This is a genomic window from Marinomonas communis (genome assembly GCF_004363305.1).
GTDB lineage: Bacteria > Pseudomonadota > Gammaproteobacteria > Pseudomonadales > Marinomonadaceae > Marinomonas > Marinomonas communis.
In genome coordinates this window covers 939,186-957,133 of sequence record NZ_SNZA01000001.1, presented here as the reverse complement: position 1 = coordinate 957,133, position 17,948 = coordinate 939,186, and the positions used below count along the sequence as shown (strand labels likewise).

The following is a 17,948-nucleotide window of genomic DNA, read 5'->3' as shown; positions in this document are numbered from 1 at the left end:
ACCATCGCCAGTGGTGAGCATCGCGGCGGACCAAACCAACGTGACGGAAGGCGAGACAGCAGGCTTCACCGTGAGCATCGACCAGGTGGCGGATGAAGACGTTGTCGTGAGCTTCACTTACAGCGGTGTGGCGGCAGACGGCACAGACTTCACAGGTGTTGCGAGCGTGACGATCCAAGCGGGTCAAACGAGTGCAGACCTAGACATCGCGACCATCGATGACGGCATCTACGAAGGAGCAGAATCCTTCACTGTTAGCATCTCAGGTGTGGCAGGTGCGGATGCGACCGTGTCTGACACAGCAGACAGCGCGAGCACGACGATCGTTGATAACGAAAGTGCGCCAGTGGTGAGCATCGCGGCGGACCAAACCAACGTGACGGAAGGCGAGACAGCAGGCTTCACCGTGAGCATCGACCAGGTGGCGGATGAAGACGTTGTCGTGAGCTTCACTTACAGCGGTGTGGCGGCAGACGGCACAGACTTCACAGGTGTTGCGAGCGTGACGATCCAAGCGGGTCAAACGAGTGCAGACCTAGACATCGCGACCATCGATGACGGCATCTACGAAGGAGCAGAATCCTTCACTGTTAGCATCTCAGGTGTGGCAGGTGCGGATGCGACCGTGTCTGACACAGCAGACAGCGCGAGCACGACGATCGTTGATAACGAAAGTGCGCCAGTGGCAGACTTCTATGATGGTTTTGAAGATGTCGCTTTCACTGTTAATGCTGAGGCCGGAGTGCTCGCTAACGATAATCAAGTTGGAGCAAAAGTTGTTTCCTTTAGTATTGAAGGAAGCTCCGTTATTTATAATGCCGGCGATGAAGCTGTGATTACTCAAGATGGTGAATCCGTAGGTACAGTTCAGCTAAATGAGGATGGTTCATATTCATTTACACCGACGACTCATTGGTCTGGGGAAGTGCCAACAATTACTTATACGACCAATACTTCAGCAAGTTCTACTCTTGATATTGATGTCGAAGCTATTGCTGATGCACCAGTTTTTGAGGAAGTTGATTCAACTTCGGGTACAGAAGGGCTAACTTTATCTACTTGGAGTAATGTAACTGCTGGAGACTATAATTACGGTAATGGCCTAAATGCTCTGCAGTTATCTGCGCTCGTTGCTGTTCAATCCGCCATTGCTGTAACGACTGAAGTTGATGTTGATGCAGTAGTAGCACAGCAAGATGTTGTCCAAGGAACGTTGTCTACGATTACGGGTTATATATATTTAGAAGCAGGCTCTGAATACTCTTTCTCTGGAGCAGCGGATGATGGCTTCTACGTAAAAGTTGGTGCGGATATTGTTGCTGACGCCCAATGGAATGGTGGGGCACCTAATAACAGCATAGATGGCTCTATTACGGTTACTCAGTCTGGGTATTACCCAATTGAAATAGCCCATCATAATGAGAATGGTCCAGGGAATTACTCAGTATTTCTGTCAGTTGATGGCGGTGCTGCTTTAGAAATAAATTCTATCAACTTCGATTTATATCCATCTGCTGAGGTAGTTCTTGAGCTTGATGCAAATGTTGTCCTATTTAACGGTCATTACGTTGTCTTTGGGGAGAACGAGGGTTGTGAGAACTCATCTATTGAACTTGAGAAGTTTACGGTGTCACTTCAAGATACGGACGGGTCTGAGTCAATTGCTTCTGTTACCGTCTCTGGGGCTCCAGAGGGTACGGTATTAACGGATGGTTCAAATACAGTCACGCTAACAGCTGATAATCAGCCGTTTAATGTAACAGACTTTGACTTTACAAACTTAAGCGTCACGCCTCCATCTGACTATGTAGGTCAGTTCATACTTGACTTTGAAGCCACCTCGATTGAAGCATCGAATGGTGATACTGAGTCGGCTACCAAGTCAATTACCGTGGTAGTAAATGAGGTGATTGATGAGCCTGCTATAACTAATATCACTTTAAATGCAGCCGTTTCAGAAGAGGGGCTTGATGGTGGTATTCAGGATTCATTTGGTCATACAGATACTACAAACTCTAAGGTGTTCACTGATACATTCTCTGTAACGGGTGAATCGCCAGATAGTTTAGGGTTGGCTTTGGTATTACCAACGACAGAACTGACATCAGGTGGTGTTGAGGTTGAGTGGCAATTTGACGGAAATGATATCGTCGGTAAAGCTGGAGATTCTGAAGTTATTCGTATTTCGCTTAGCGATATAGTGAATGGCGAAGCGTCATATACCGTGACATTATTTGAAGCAGTAGATCATGCCGCGCCATTGCTTCCTTTAACCTCTGAGGAAAATACTTTAAACATTAACTTTGGTATTACTCTCACAGATTCTTCGACGCAAGATAGCGTTACTGAAGTTATTAATGTGTCTATTGAAGATGATGCACCAAGTATTGCGGTTATTGAAGCTGATGTATCGCTAACGACAAATATAACGGCATTTACTGAGACTGTTAATTTCGTTGGACATCATGGTAATCAATCTTCAATGACCTTTAATAATGGAGCTGTACTGGTTACTGCGATGGGCTTTGCAGATGCTCATTCTGCAGATCTTATCAGTTCAAATGTTTATCAGTATGACTATGGTATCGGTGTTAACAGTGCTGGAGATTTTGATCGAAACAGAGGTGAAGTTGACTATCGTGTTACGAATGGTAGTGAGCAGTCTGAGCAATTAATTGTATCCCTTGCTGATGGTAAGGTTGCTTATGGTGCTGAGGTCAATTTCACATGGTTCTTTGGCGGTACAGGCTCGGAGTTGGAGGTTGCGGTACTGAATTTTTACCGTGACGGTATTCTGGTCGATAGCCAAACTATCCGTTCTGATCAGAGCTCTGGAATTGTTGACTCTAGTGTCACTGTAACCAGTGGTGGCTTCGATACAATTGTCTTTGAAGCCGGTGGAAACGGTAATACAAGCTCATCTTGGGACAACAGTGATTTTTCTATTAGTTCGATCACTTTTGTCGGGGCTTCAACCGATAATGTAATTGCAGAGGCGTCAGGCTCAATCGGAAATATTGGTGCAGATGGCTACGGAACGGTGTTGTTTGCTTCAGATGTAGTACTTGAAGTGAACGGTCTTTTATCAAGTCTGGGTGTTGTTGGAACAGTAGAAATTCTCAATGACGGAAATCGCCTGCTCGCAAGTGATTCAAGTGGAAATGCTATTTTTGAGGTGCAATTAACTGCGGCGACTGGCCAGTGGGAGTTCTTCCAATATCAAGCTATTAACGGTCTGCAATCAGCCTTAAATATTGGTTTGATTGTCACAGATGCGGATGGTGATAGTGCTTTGACAACAATTGCTCTGAATTTGCCTGATTTAACCATCGAGGCGCAGGGTGAAGTGGTTTCTACTCTAGAGGACACAACGGTTGTTATTAATGTGCTTGAGAATGAGCTTGAAGCAACCACTGTTGTAGAAGGGAGCGTGTCAGTTGACCCAAGTAAAGGTACGGCTATTTTGAATAGTGATGGCACTATTTCATTCACGCCTTATCAAGATTTCAGTGGTACGGTAGAGATTTCTTATGACGTAGTTGATGAGGCTGGCAATACAGACACTGCGGTTGCAACCGTAAATGTTGAAGCCGTTGCGGATCTACCTGGGTTAAGTGCTAAGCTAGGTATTGCTACAAGTGGTGAAGCGTTATCATTTGTTGCTGATGAGATTTGTAATTTGGGTAGTATCGGTAGCGACATAATCAATGATACAACCGATTTCACAGTTGAATCAGCTACAAGGGTATTAAGCTTTGGCCCTGAATTTGCTGGCCAAACAGTGACTATTACATTTGATGCAGCGATAAGCGGTACTTGGGATTTATCTTCCTCTGGTTCTAGGGCTGATACATTTAAGATCAGTGCTAATGGTGGTCTGCTTGCAACAAACACATATGATAAGTCGCATGATGGCTCTACACTTAATGAATCCTATTCTTATACCGCAACATTGGATGCAAATGGTGAGATAGTCGTTGGTTTTGCTGTAGACAGTACACAGTCGACCGAAACTGTTGATATCACTAATATCAAAGTTGAGTTGGCTAATGCGAGTGACGTTACTTTGTATCCGCTGGTTATAGAGGGTACGGAAAAAGATATTGATGGAAGTGAATCTTTATCATTCTCTGTTTCGGGTTTACCTGCAGGCGTTCGATTGGTAAATGAAAGTGGCATTGAATTTTCTAAAAATAGCTCAGGCGAATACGTCCTTTCTGAAGGTGATATTGATGTTGCTGTTTTGAGTGTGCCAAATAGCCTTGGTGACTTTGACTTCAATGTTTCGGCTACGTCAACGGACGGTTCGTCAACAGCGGTGAATGCAGTAACGGTTTCTGTTGCTCATACAGCAACTGTAGATGTATCTGTAGACTTGGTTAACCAAGAGAATACTGGTCTGTGGGATGGCTTTGATACAGCCTCGTTTAAACATACTGTAGCATCAAGTAATTCAGACTATGGCCACATTGATGATAATAGACTTGATGACAGCAATTGGATTTTTGGAACGATAACCGCTGATACCAACACTAATACTACTTATTGGTCTTGGGATAATGGAGGCTTATTTGGCTTGGGTGCAGGTTGGTATGAGTCTAGAGGAACAACAAACCGAGATGATTCAGTTGTTGTTAATGGAAATGTTGATGCCAAGTTAATTACTGGTTATGGGAATGATCAGGTATTGGTTGAAGGAACAGTTAATTCTACTGGCAGCATTAATACAGGTATTAATGCAGATGGTAGATCAGCAACAAGTGATGACCTTGTTCAAGTAACAGGTAATGTTGATGGTAACATCAATACAGGGGCTGGTAATGATTCCGTATTAGTCGGTGGCAATCTAAACAGTAGTGGCTTAATTCAGACCGGAAGTGGAACTGATTCTGTTTATCTTAAAGGTGATTTAAACGGTAAGATCGCAACCGGTTCTGGAGACGATTTGGTTCGTGTGGACGGAGCAATTCAAGGCAATATGTTGAGTCTTGGTTCTGGCAATGACGCATTGTTTGCTATGGGCGTGATAAATAGGTTTATTGATGCTGCAGAGCATCCTGATAGTGAAACTGATTCTATTTACTTAGGGTTCTATACTGCTGATGAATACTTTGCTAACACTCAGTTGCAAAGTTACTTATCTGAATTTGATAATGTCATCACCAAAGAAGGCATTGTTGTTAAAGGTAATATGTTCGATATCAGTGCTGCAACAGGAATAAACTACTACAGCGTTGCTGTTGATGTATCTGATCTTCAAAATGGAGAAGCTGTTGCAAGTATCGATCTAACCAATTTACCTGATGATGCGGTTGTTCAGTACGGTAATGACGTTATTGATAGTGTGAATGGAGTCTACACTATCAATGTAGAAGTGAGCGGTGACGTGCTGGTTGATGATATCACTGTCATTTCTAAAGAAACCGACATTAATGTTATTGCTGAAATTAATACCAATGGCATCAATGATGATTTAGCGAGTACCTCTGATGATAATGGTGTTGTTGGCACCCGTGGTGATGACTACCTAGAAGGAACCTCAGAAGCGAATACTTTAATAGGTAATGCTGGAGATGATGTTCTATTTGGTGGTCATGACACTGCAGTCGATACACTAATTGGTGGTTCTGGCTCAGATATCTTCGTTCTTGATGATACATCCGTTGATACTATTCAAGATTTCGATGCATCAGAAGATGCGATTGATATTTCGGATTTGTTGGATTCGAATGATCAAAACGAAGTTCAGAGTTTGCTAGATGGGTTATCGCTTACTAAGAACGAGGATGGTTCAGGCTCACTTTCGATGAAAGGTGAAAATGGCGAAAATGTCGAGATTGCGACCTTTGGCACTGACTCTAACTTGAATAGTAGTAATGAGATCACTGTAGTATTCAATAACCAAGAGTACACAATTAACCCAGATGGTTAATGGTTAAGTGCTCTTTCAAAAGCCAGCTTTCGAGCTGGCTTTTTTATTTTTAAAACAAGCGTTTGCTTGCGTCATTATCTGTCGTGACTTTGGTGTACCATAGACCTAATTTGAGTATTGGGCGAAAGGGGCATGATGTGAGCAGTTGGCCGACAGGATTGATGGTCATTCAGGGCAATCGTCTTGAATCGTTGAAAGATGTGTTGGTGGAGTGGGTCAAACGTTATCCGCTGGAGCCATTGGAGACAGATAAATTTCTGGTGCAGAGTAATGGCATTGCTCAGTGGTTGCAGCAGGCGCTGGCTCAAGATGAGCACGATGGCGGTGTGGGTATTGCGACCTCGATTGATGTCTCTTTACCAGGACGTTTTATCTGGGAAGCATATCGTGCGGCGTTTTGGGAGTTAGATACTCAGTCTCCATTTGATATGAAGCCGATGACATGGCGTTTATTCCGCCTGTTAAAAGACTTAAGCAGTATCAATCAAAATGGGCACTACGATTCACTGATTCACTTTATCGCTACGGGTAAAAACGAAGAGCATCGCCGTTATGTATTAGCGGAGCGTATTGCCAAGTTGTTTGACCAATACCAAGTCTACCGTGCGGACTGGTTGCAAGCGTGGCAGGATAATTTAGATGTCTTGCCAAAGCGTGACGAGCCTGCCAATAGCCAATCCAAATCTGTACCTGATGATCAGTTGTGGCAACCGATGCTTTGGCGTTATTTGGTACAAGACGTAGAGCAAGATCCGCAGTTTGCAGAGGGCAAACGTCAAATCGTTAACCGTTCGCAAATCCACCAAGACTTTATCGAATATTGTCGCAAGCAAACCTCTATGGAAGGCTTGCCGCGCCGTATAGTGGTGTTTGGTATTTCGTCATTGCCTAACCAAATTTTAGAAGTCTTTCACGCCATTGCGCCATTTACGCAGATCTTGTTATTCACCATGAACCCAAGTGAATTTTACTGGGGAGACTTAATCGAAGGGCGACAATTGTTGCGCCAAGCAAAGTCTCGTCGCCCGGTAAAAGATGGCCGAAATGGCAAAGATATTTCTCTTGATGATGTGCATTTGTATGGCAATCCATTGCTGGCTTCTTGGGGCAAACTAGGGCGTGATTATCTGCACTCGCTCGATGAAAAAGACCAGCCAGACCAATACCAAACCTTCTTTGTTGACAGCAAAATCGACTTGTTTGAGTCTCCGGGAGTGGAGACTATGTTGCAGCAGTTACAAGATGATATTTTCAACTTACGCAGCATTGAAGACAGCAAAGCGCTGGCCCGTCATGTAGATCTAGAGCATGACCAAAGTATTCGTTTTGTGGAAACCCACAGTCGTCAACGAGAGATCGAAGTGTTGCACGATGCTTTGCTTAATGAGTTCGAGCAAGCAAAGCAAAAAGGTGAGCCATTAGAGCCTCGTGATATCTTGATCATGGCTCCTGATATCAATGTTTATGTGCCGCATATCGAAGCTGTCTTTGGACGTTTTACTAAATATGGAGAACATGCCGACGAACGTTTTATCCCATTTCATGTTGCCGATCAAAGTGCTCGGCAGCAGCATCCTATTGTAGCGGCGTTTGAGTCCCTGTTATCCATTTCACGTTCGCGCTTTGAAGCAACCGACTTATTGTCCTTATTGGATATTCCGGCACTACGTAAACGATATGGCATGACCGAAGGCGATGTGGTGACGCTGAAAAGCTGGATCGAGCAGGCCAATATTCGCTGGGGGCTGAATCAAGAGCAACGCAAAGGGCTGGGGCTGACGTATCCTTCTGAGCAAAACACTTGGATGTTTGGTTTGAAACGGATGCTGCTGGGCTATAGCGTTGGCAACGGTGAAATCTGGCAAGACGTTTTGCCCTATGGCGATATAGGCGGTCTAGAAGCGCGTTTGCTCGGTCAAATGCATCGTTTAGTTGACGATGTGCAAACAGTTTGGCAAAGCTTTAATGAGCCTAAGCCACTGTTAGATTGGAGTCAGGCACTGCAAAGCTGTTTGCAGACATTCTTTGAGCCAAGTAACGACCATGAGCGCCGAGTAATTACTCGGATTGAAGATCAGATTGAACTCCTTGAAGAAACCGTTCGTGGTTCGGGCGTTGATGAAGAGTGTGTTGCCATCGAGGTGGTGCAAGAAACTCTCTTAGGGCAAATGGATGAGCCGTCGTTAAGTCAGCGCTTCTTATCTGGCTCGGTGAACTTTGCCACTTTAATGCCAATGCGCGCGATCCCATTCAAACAGGTGTATTTGATTGGCATGAACGATGGTGATTACCCGCAAGTCAGCACGCCTATGGATTTTGACTTGATGGTGGGTGACTATCGACCTGGTGACCGTTCTCGCCGTGAAGATGCTCGTTACTTATTTCTAGAGGCGGTATTGTCGGCCCGAGATAAGCTTGTGATCAGCTGGCAGGGTCGCAGTGCCAAAGACAATACCGAGCAGCCCCCTTCGGTGCTAGTTGGCCAGTTACGTGATTACATTGGCAAGGCATGGACTAATAAAGACTTACTGAAAAGTCTAACAAACGATTTCCCAATGCAGCCATTCAGCCGCCAATATTTTGTTGAAGGCTCGCCACTTTTTACCTACCAAAAAGAGTGGGAACACGATAACAAAGTGACGTTAGGGCAAGATCAACCTCTGCCGGATTGGCAATCGGATGCACCGCTTGATGTTCGTAAGCTCACAGCGTTGCTGCGTTCACCAGTAGACGCTCTGTATGCACAGCGCTTAGACATTCACCGTCCGAGTGAAATTGAAGAAACCAAGGTGGTGGAGAACTTCGTTAGTAATGGGCTGGACGAATGGCAGGTGCACGACACTATTTTGCAATACGCCAAGCGTTTTAACCCGTCAGAATCCGAGTGGGATGACCGAGTTGAACAAGAACTTCAGCGTCATGTGGCAGCAGGTGAGCTTCAAGCGGGTGCGTTTTCTGAGGTCCGCCGCGACAAGCTGTTCCCAACCAAAGTTAAAGCCTTGTATTTCTCGTGGCGTCACCATGTTGAGGTTTTAAATGTGAAGCCAGATACATTACGTCAATTTGAGCGGGTGATGGATGAAAAATCCGGTCTGGTGTTTGCAGACGATTTAGAGCGTTTATACCTTTCGGGTAACGGCAATTTGACCCAGTTTATTTTGCAAACCTCCAATGTCTATGGTGAGGCTAAAATCTCCGAAGAAGAGCTCCCACGCCCAATTACCAAAAATGATACTGGTAGTAAGGTGCGTTGGTCGAACTTAGTGTTGGGCTGGGTAAAACACGTGGTGGCAAACGTTGCTCACCAAGGCAATGTACAAACGCAAATCCTATCTCCTAACGGCGACATGAAATTCAAAGCACTGACTCAAAAAGACGCCGAGGAGTATTTAGGTGTGTTAGTTGCGACTTGGCAGAAAGCCATGAAAGCGCCGCTGTGTTTTGGTGTGAATGGGGCGATGGCTTATTTGAATAAAGGTCGCTCGAAAAAGTCTGATTTAGATCGTATGGCAGAAGCCTATTTCAACAGTGATCTCACCAGTTCCACTAGCCACTATGCTCGGCAGCATTTCCAAGCGCCGTTGTCAGAAGCGCAAGTAACACAATTTGAAGCCCTGATCCCAGAGTTATGCCAGCCGATGTTAAATTGTTTGCAGGAGGAAAAAGCATGAGCGATAACACCAAACAATTGAATGCTTTGACCTTCCCGCTGACGGGGTCAGCACTGATCGAAGCCAGTGCCGGCACAGGTAAAACCTACACTTTGGCGTTGTTGTATTTGCGCTTAGTGCTAAAGCATGGCGGTGAAAACAGCTTTTCAGATTACTTGCTGCCGCCCAATATTCTCGTTGTGACCTTCACCAAAGCGGCGACACGTGAGCTGCGAGATCGTATTCGTGCTCGATTGGTCGAAGCCGCAGCGTTTTTTCGTGGTGATATGGAATCAAAAGACGATGCGCTGATTAAACTTCGTAACGAAGTCGAGCAGGAGCAAAACCTGAATTCAGCGGCACGTCGCCTTGATGTGGCTGCAGAATGGATGGACGAGGCCGCTGTGTCTACCATTCACTCGTGGTGTAGTCGAATTCTATCAGAGCATGCGTTCTACAGCGGTTTAAGTTTCTCGCAAACGTTGATCGAAAATGAAAAGCCAATGGTGTTACAAGCTTGCGAAGATTACTGGCGTGAAATGGTTTTCACCCTAGATGAACCAGAATTGCGCCAAGTACTGGGTTGTTTCAAATCCCCGGCAGATCTATACAGCACAGTAAGCCGTGTGATCTACAAAGTTGATGCGATTGCAAAGGTACCGGATAACATCAGTGAGCAGCTTGTAGAGATTGCGAAAGACCGCGAAGCCAATGTAAATGAGCTGAAATCAAAGGTACGCGATGCTTTGCCTGTGTTGCAAAAAGGCTTTGAAGACGCCGCGAAGCAAAAACTCTTTAAAGCGACTTCGCTTAATGCGAAGCATCGAGCATCGATCTTTGATGGTTTAGCTGAGTGGGCGAGTTCTGCCGGTGAATCTCTTTCTATTCTACAAAAGCTGTTTAGCGGTAAGAGCTTTGCAAAGATTGCTTTGGTCGACCGTGATTTCTGGACAACATCCGTTATTCCAATTGATCTAGGTGCTGCAAGGGTTTTAAGCGATCTTCAAGAAGCAATCGAAAAGCTGATTACACCAGATCAATTTCTTATCAGCCATTCAAGTCATTGGATCGCTAAGCGCGTCGAAGACGAAAAGCTACAGATCGGTGCGTTGAGCCAAAACGATTTGTTGATCAAGCTCGATCAAGCGTTACAGGGCGAGGGTGGCGAGCGTTTAGCCGAAGTGATTCGTAAGCAGTTTCCAGTGGCTTTGGTAGATGAGTTCCAAGACACCGACCCTGTTCAATATCGAATCTTTAACACCATTTACAATGTCTCTGAGCCGCACCCTGATACTGGCTTCTTTATGATCGGTGATCCGAAACAGGCGATCTACCGCTTTCGTGGAGCGGATATTTTCACCTATTTAGCGGCGAAAGAAGATACTGGCGATCGCCAATATACGCTAACGCATAACTTCCGCTCAGCGTCAGAGCTAGTCCACCGCGTAAATAAATACTTTGAGTTCGCTGATCAACATAACCAGGCCCAAGGTGCATTTTTATTCAAAGACAAGGGGATTAACCCGATTCCATTTTTACCTGTGAAATCGGGTAAAGAGGGTAAGCCGATTGCCTTGTTAGTGGACGGTGAAGTAGTGCCGCCACAGCAGGTTTGGAATCTAGAAATTGATGAAGGCAACGAAGACGAGAAAGATAAAAAGTGGGACCGCGCAGAGGTTACGGCGAAGGAAATCACACATCTTTTAAATCTCTCAGAGGCGGGGCGAGCCAAGATCAATCTTGGTGAGGGCGAGCGCAAGCTTTTACCGAAAGACTTTGCTGTGTTGGTAAACAGCGGTAATCAAGCGCGACAGATCCGCCGCGCGTTGTTTGAGCTAAATGTTTCCAGCGTGTACTTATCTGACTCAAACGACGTTTTTGAAACCGAAGAAGCACAGGATATTCTGCGAGTACTACGAGCGATGGCGGAGCCTTATAACAGCTATCATCTGCGCATTGCTCTGGGTAGCCGTTTGATGGGCATGAGCCTTTATGAATTGGATCGTTTGAACCACGACGAAGTATTCTGGGAAAGTTTTATTGAGCAGTTCAGAAGCCTGCATCACCATTGGTTATCGTTTGGCGTGATGGCGACGTTGCATCGCTTCTTTACCGAGCAAAAGGTAACCAGTCGTTACTTAAATGACGCCAATGGCGAGCGTTCAATCACGGATTTATTCCATATTACTGAATTGCTACAGCAAGCTTCAGAAGTGGTGCAGGGGCAACAAGCGCTGATTCATCATCTAGAGCAATGCATTACCAACGAAGCGTCTGGCGAAGAAAGTCGCCAACAGCGCTTAGAGAGCGATGCGGACTTGGTGCAAGTGGTCACCGTCCACAAATCCAAAGGCCTGCAATACCCAGTCGTGATGCTGCCTTACTTGGATTATGTACGTCCTGTGAAAAGCTCTGATTTGCCGATTGAATATCATCATATGGACGGTGAGCTACGTTTAACCTTTACCCCTGAAGCAGATGAAGTAAAGCAAGCTGATTTTGAACGTCTGGCGGAAGATGTACGTAAAATCTACGTCGCTATGACCCGTGCAGTATGTGCGCAATGGGTTGGAATAGAAGACCCCAAAGGCACCAAAGAGAACCCTGAGCCAGAACTTATTTCAGCGGGCCATGCGTTGGTTGGGCGTAGCAGTGGTTCGGTTTTACAACAGTACATTGGAATGGAAGAAGTCTTTACCGTAGCCGAGCCAAAAGAAGAGGTAGAGGCTTATAAGCCTTCTGAAGATTTAACGCCTCGAGATGCACGCCGTGTGGAAGATTTAGGGATCGAGCCTTGGTGGATCGCCAGTTATTCGTCTATTCAATACGGGGCAAAAAGTGAGCCGGTATTCCCGCAGAGTACCGAAGCCGAAAAAGCGATCGATGAGCAAATCAGTGACGATGACACAGAGCAAAACGAATCCAATGCAAGTGGTAAAGCGTTGAAGCTGATGCACCGATTGCCTCGTGGTAGTTTTATGGGAACGTTTTTACACGGATTAATCGAATGGGCTGCTGAGCAACGTTTTGAAACACCAGAAGGTCAACGGTTGCTAGGTTTCTCCGCAGCTGTCGCAGATGACGATACACGCTTAGAAGCGCTATACAGCCGCTGTCGTAAGCGTAACTTGGATGAGTTTGCACTAGGCTTATCGGATTGGCTAAAAGACTTTTTATCGACGTCGTTTGATCTTTCTACATTGACCCAAAAATCGGAGCACAAACTTCGACTAATGGATTTATCGCCGAAGCACATTGCGGTTGAGCTTGAGTTTATGTTTGCGGCCAACCAAGTGAACACCATGCGAATGGATGAATTAGTGCGTTGTCATACTTGGCAAGGAAAAGAGCGTCCGATGGCGAGTTTCCAAGCCTTGCAAGGCATGTTCAAAGGCTTTATCGACCTGGTAGCCAACATCGGTGGTCAGTACTTCGTGATCGACTGGAAGAGTAATTTCTTGGGTAGTAGCGATGAAGATTATCATGCGGATGCCTTACAAGAAGCCTTATTGAAAAAGCGTTATGACTTGCAGTACGTGCTGTATCTAGTGGCCTTACACCGTCACTTGAAAGAGCGTATTCCGAATTACTCATACGATGAGCATGTCGGGGGCGCGATTTACTTCTTCTTGCGTGGCTATGAAAACCCAGAGACTCAGGGGCTTGTGATGGACAAACCGCCAAAAGTGCTGATTGAAGCGTTAGACCAGCTTTTCGCAGGCGTACAGGAGGTTGACCATGTCTAATGTGAATCTTATGAAATCTTGGGTGGACGCGGGCTTAATTCGATACGTTGATTATGCATTGGTGAAGTTTACCCAAGAGCAAACTCAGAATGTCTCCGATGAAGCCCTGTTAGCGATCATGCTCACCAGTCACAGCGTGGCATTGGGTCAGGTCTGTATCAACCTAGAGGATGTGATAAACACACCAGAAGCGTTGTTTAGCATGGACGAGGGTGATGACGAAGCACAGCAAGTTGCACGTGTGCAAATGCTTGAGTGGATCAATGGTTTATCATTGCAAGCTTGGATCGAAGTCATCAAGGGGTGTCCCGCCGTTGCGGTAACGGATGCATCGGGTACGGTGGAAGGTGATCCAAATTCTCCGTTGGTATTGGTCGAAAACAATGGCTCGGCGCTGTTGTATTTACGTCGCTATTGGCAGGCCGAAGATATCATTGTAAAAGCGATACGTGCGCGTTTAATGTCTTCTAGCCAAATCGATGACAGCGATATTCGAAGTCTGCTGGCAGACTTATTTGACGGTAATAAAGAGTTTGTGACGGATACGGATTGGCAGCGTATCGCCTGTGGCATTGCAGCCAGTAACCACTTTTCTATCATTACTGGTGGTCCAGGAACCGGTAAGACTACCACCGTCTTAAAATTACTGGCCCTTTTGCAAGCTGAGCGTCTAAAGCAGGCGCTTCCGCCGCTTGCGATCCGTCTAGCTGCACCGACAGGTAAAGCCGCAGCGCGGTTGAATGAGTCCATTGCTGATAACTTACAACGATTGCAACTGCCAGAGCTTGAAAATATTCAACCGGAAGACTTAAAAGCCGTCATCCCAACGCAGGTTATGACGTTGCACCGTTTGCTTAAGCCTAAACCCAATAGTCGACAGTTTATGCATAACAAAGCAAATCCATTAGTGGCCGATATTGTCGTGGTCGATGAAGCTTCCATGATCGATATTGAAATGATGGCGAGCCTATTTGAAGGCATTGAACCGACGACTCGAGTAATTCTACTAGGCGATAAAGACCAGCTTGCCTCAGTTGAGGCGGGTTACGTGTTAGGAGACCTTTGCCGCGGTGCACTCGAAGGGCATTACACGCCCGACACCATGGAGTGGATTAAAAACGTCTGTGGTGAAGAGATGAGCGATGATTATCGTGATGAACAGGGCTCGATGCTCAATCAGGCGGTTTGTATGCTGCGCAAAAGTTACCGATTCCTTGAGGGTGGGGTGATTCACCGTTTGGCAAGCTTGGTAAATGAAGAGCGTGACAACTATCTTGAAGCCCCGAAAATGGATGAGCTAAAAGACATCTTCGCAGAAAAAGATGCTGTGAATGGCGTGCCTGTGTTGCGCTTGTTAACACAGCCCCAACACTCTGATTCAGTTCTGGAAGCAGATTTTAAAAAACTGATCACATTTGGTTACGGTCATTATTTGGATGTGGTGGCACAAATGCCACAAAATCTTGATGCAAAGGCTTTCGACCAATGGGGAAAAAAGGTTTTACAGGCTCATACGAATTTTCAGTTACTGGTTGCACTGCGTAAAGGCGACTGGGGGCTTGAAGGTATGAATGACCAGATTGAGCGTTTGTTAGTTTCTGATAAGAAGCTTATGAACATCGATAGTCTGTGGTATCTAGGTCGTCCTGTCATGGTGACACAAAATGATTACAGTGTTGACCTGATGAATGGTGATATTGGTATTAGCTTACGCTATCCAGTGAATGGTGAGTTGAAACAGCGCGTTGTCTTTTCAGATGGCAAAGGGGGCGTGCGCTGGGTGTTGCCAAGCCGCTTGCAGAGCGTTGAGACAGTGTTTGCTATGACGGTACACAAGTCTCAAGGGTCAGAGTTCCATCACACTGCTATGCTGTTACCAAGCCAGAGCTCACCTATTTTGACCAAAGAGCTGATCTATACGGGCATTACTCGCTCTAAAAAGCATTTCACCCTGATTTCTGGGGGGGAGAAAGTGCTCGAAGAAGCCATGAATAGGAAAGTAGAGCGAACAAGCGGTCTAAGTCTCTATATCAGTTAAGTGATCAGCTTGATCATTGGCGAAAAGAAACCGAGAAGTGCATAGGCACTTCTCGGTTTCTTGTTAAGAGAGAACGCTAAAGCCAGCCAATGCGCATTCGTCATCTTGTACAACGTTACCGCCCGCAACCCCGATGCCACCAACAACTTGACCGTTAAGAATAATAGGTTGCCCACCGCCAAACATCGCCACATTGTCATGGTTAGCTAGGCCTGTCATCACGATAGGTCGTGACTCGAGTTTCTCCTTCCAATCTGCTGTCGGGATACCATAGTAAGCCGCTGTGGCGGCTTTTCGTTGAGCAAAATCGTACGCTGGTAAAGGCGCGCCAGGCATTCTTAAGGTAACAAGCGGGTGCCCCGCGTGATCACAAACAACAATATTCATCTTGAAGTTCTTACTGCTGGCGTAGGCAAGTGCTGCATTTGCCATTTTCTGTGCCGTTTCAAGAGAGATGGAGCTGATTTGTATTGTTTCAGACATTGTTAATCCTATTAAACCGTTAAGCCAATTGGGCATGAAACGCCTGTACCACCGAGGCCACAGTAGCCATTTGGATTCTTGTGCAGATATTGCTGATGGTAGGTCTCGGCATAATAAAACGTATCCAATAGTTCGATCTCGGTTGTGATCATGCCAAAACCGCTGGCTAGCAGGCGTCGTTCAAACTTTTCTTTACTGGCTTTAGCGAAGGCCAAATCTTCTTCGTTCAATGCGTAGATGGCAGAACGGTACTGGCTACCAATATCATTGCCTTGGCGCATACCCTGGGTAGGATCGTGATTTTCCCAGAAGACCTTTAATACTTCTTCTAGAGTGGTTTGATTGGTATCGAAAATCACCCTGACCACTTCTGTATGTCCTGTTTGCCCTGTACACACTTCTTCGTAGGTAGGGTTAGGCGTATAACCGCCTGCATAACCAACAGCGGTTACCGTAACGCCAGGCGTGTTCCAGAACTTGCGTTCAGCCCCCCAGAAGCAGCCTAAAGCTAAAATAACCTCTTTTTCGTTACTTTTAGGAGCGCGCTTAATGTTATCTTTTGTAACTGCATTTGTGTCTTCTATGAATAGTGGTTCACTTCTCCCCTTTAATGCATTTTCTTTTTCAGGTATTTCGCATTTTTTCAATAAGTTAGATGTATTTTCTTTCATTTTACTATACCTGTTTTAAATGATTTTTTCTGGCTAATAAGTGTACAAAATTAACGTATATTTACGCATTGATGCAAAAAAACACCATGTAATAGTGGTGTTAAAGCAGCACTGACATAGAATTAACGAGTCTTAATCAGAGGAAGATTCAATATGTCTGATGCGTTGATTGTTTGGGATGCTCGACATGAAAATAAAGTGCTTGCACTTTTCATTGAAGAGTTTTGCCATGAGCTTGAAAGGTTTTCCCTTACATTCAAGGTCGTGTCGATCAATGACGTCATTGAGTCTGCAACCAATCAAATAAAACCTAGCATGAAAGCGCTATTGGACATAGTGCATAAAGAGTCACCGCTTCATCTAATTACGTTTGGTTCGAAGGCGAATTCGCTTGCTTCACTTATCAGTCCTGCATTGCGTTGCAAATTACATACCAACAAGTTACCCGACTGGTTAGATAAATCAGAGGTTTCATCAGCTATTAAGCGAATAGCGAGGTACATGCATAAAGAAGACAATTGGGGTGATGGTACTAGAGAAGAGGACTACCTTTTTCCAAGATATTTTTCTTCAGCATCGGCCAAACTTTTAAGCTTCTCTGAAGACCCGCTAGCGGAGTCAATTGTTCAGCATGCGCGTCTCAATCAAATAGATCTAGAAGTTGGCTCGTTACAAGAGTTTTTGCCACCAAGTCAGTATCTAGTGCATGAGTGTGGGCTTTTGATTGTTTCGGAAGAATTGCAAACAGATATCAATTTAGTGGATGTTGCTAATGCGTATGGGATGCCTGTTATGCTTATTTCAAAACAGGGTAGGCGTTACGGGATTATTGAAGGGGAAAATGGTTGGGTTGTTAACTCTATCCAACAGATACCCTACATTAACTTTCTGAAAAACTGGCAAGAAATGTCTCAAAATGCCCGTGAAATGATTTCTCTCTACTCACGTAGCATCCAGTCGGACCGCTCCGGTCTTCGTTGTTACTGTTCATCTTTCGGTTACCCAGAGCGTTTAGAATTAAAAGATTTTAAACTTAGGGGTTGACCAAACATAAAAACATCTCTAATATGCGCACCTCGTTGAGACGGGAAGCTTTAGAACTTAAAGCGGAACACATTCTTGACAGGTGTTTACATTTCTAAAATGCACACCGAAAGTGATTAGTTAAAACTAAATAAGGCGCGGGATGGAGCAGCCTGGTAGCTCGTCGGGCTCATAACCCGAAGGTCGTCGGTTCAAATCCGGCTCCCGCAACCATTTAGTTTTACAGCTACCATAATCACTTGAATGAAATCTTAGACAGTCACTAGACTGAATGGCGCGGGATGGAGCAGCCTGGTAGCTCGTCGGGCTCATAACCCGAAGGTCGTCGGTTCAAATCCGGCTCCCGCAACCAATTCTAAGATTCACATTCTACAATCAGTTATC

General features: G+C 45.4%; 7 protein-coding genes and 2 tRNA genes. 7 read left to right on the top strand and 2 right to left on the bottom strand.

Annotated elements, in window-relative coordinates:
• The first annotated feature begins 10 nt into the window (after positions 1-10).
• The 4 genes from C8D85_RS04490 (at position 11) to recD (ending at position 15,366) form a co-directional block, all read left to right on the top strand.
• Positions 11-5,932 carry a Calx-beta domain-containing protein gene (locus C8D85_RS04490; RefSeq protein ID WP_342353323.1) on the top strand — a complete coding sequence of 1,974 codons (5,922 nt, stop codon included), beginning with the start codon at positions 11-13 and terminating at the stop codon, positions 5,930-5,932.
• A 137-nt stretch (positions 5,933-6,069) separates the two neighbouring features.
• Positions 6,070-9,603 (top strand): exodeoxyribonuclease V subunit gamma, encoded by a 3,534-nt coding sequence (gene recC, locus C8D85_RS04485; RefSeq protein ID WP_133560143.1) that lies wholly within the window; start codon positions 6,070-6,072, stop codon positions 9,601-9,603.
• On the top strand, positions 9,600-13,328 hold the full coding sequence (gene recB, locus C8D85_RS04480; protein ID WP_162847536.1) for an exodeoxyribonuclease V subunit beta: 3,729 nt from the start codon (positions 9,600-9,602) through the stop codon (positions 13,326-13,328). Before recC ends, recB begins: the two co-directional genes overlap by 4 nt.
• A complete protein-coding gene (gene recD, locus C8D85_RS04475) occupies positions 13,321-15,366 on the top strand; it encodes an exodeoxyribonuclease V subunit alpha (protein ID WP_133560141.1) in 2,046 nt (681 codons plus the stop codon). The genes recB and recD overlap by 8 nt, the downstream gene beginning before the upstream one ends.
• A 63-nt stretch (positions 15,367-15,429) precedes the next feature.
• On the opposite strand, the gene C8D85_RS04470 is transcribed toward recD, so the two are convergent.
• Both C8D85_RS04470 and msrA read right to left on the bottom strand, forming a co-directional pair.
• A complete protein-coding gene (locus tag C8D85_RS04470; protein WP_162847535.1) occupies positions 15,430-15,849 on the bottom strand; it encodes a GlcG/HbpS family heme-binding protein in 420 nt (139 codons plus the stop codon).
• Positions 15,850-15,860: 11 nt separating this feature from the next.
• A complete protein-coding gene (gene msrA / locus C8D85_RS04465) occupies positions 15,861-16,520 on the bottom strand; it encodes a peptide-methionine (S)-S-oxide reductase MsrA (RefSeq protein WP_133560139.1) in 660 nt (219 codons plus the stop codon).
• Between the two features lie 153 nt (positions 16,521-16,673).
• Here msrA and C8D85_RS04460 point away from each other — a divergent pair, with 153 nt between their 5' ends.
• From C8D85_RS04460 to C8D85_RS04450, 3 genes are all read left to right on the top strand, one after another.
• Positions 16,674-17,564 (top strand): hypothetical protein, encoded by an 891-nt coding sequence (locus C8D85_RS04460; RefSeq protein WP_133560138.1) that lies wholly within the window; start codon positions 16,674-16,676, stop codon positions 17,562-17,564.
• Positions 17,565-17,700: 136 nt separating this feature from the next.
• Positions 17,701-17,777, top strand: a tRNA-Met gene (locus C8D85_RS04455).
• Positions 17,778-17,839: 62 nt separating this feature from the next.
• Positions 17,840-17,916: transfer RNA gene (locus C8D85_RS04450), tRNA-Met, on the top strand.
• Positions 17,917-17,948 lie beyond the last annotated feature (32 nt).

Coding starts and splice junctions, on each gene's coding strand:
- recB (WP_162847536.1), top strand. CDS start 9,600: ATGAGCGATAACACCAAACAATTGAATGCTTTGACCTTCCCGCTGACG.
- recD (WP_133560141.1), top strand. CDS start 13,321: ATGTCTAATGTGAATCTTATGAAATCTTGGGTGGACGCGGGCTTAATT.
- C8D85_RS04470 (WP_162847535.1), bottom strand. CDS start 15,849: ATGTCTGAAACAATACAAATCAGCTCCATCTCTCTTGAAACGGCACAG.
- msrA (WP_133560139.1), bottom strand. CDS start 16,520: ATGAAAGAAAATACATCTAACTTATTGAAAAAATGCGAAATACCTGAA.
- C8D85_RS04460 (WP_133560138.1), top strand. CDS start 16,674: ATGTCTGATGCGTTGATTGTTTGGGATGCTCGACATGAAAATAAAGTG.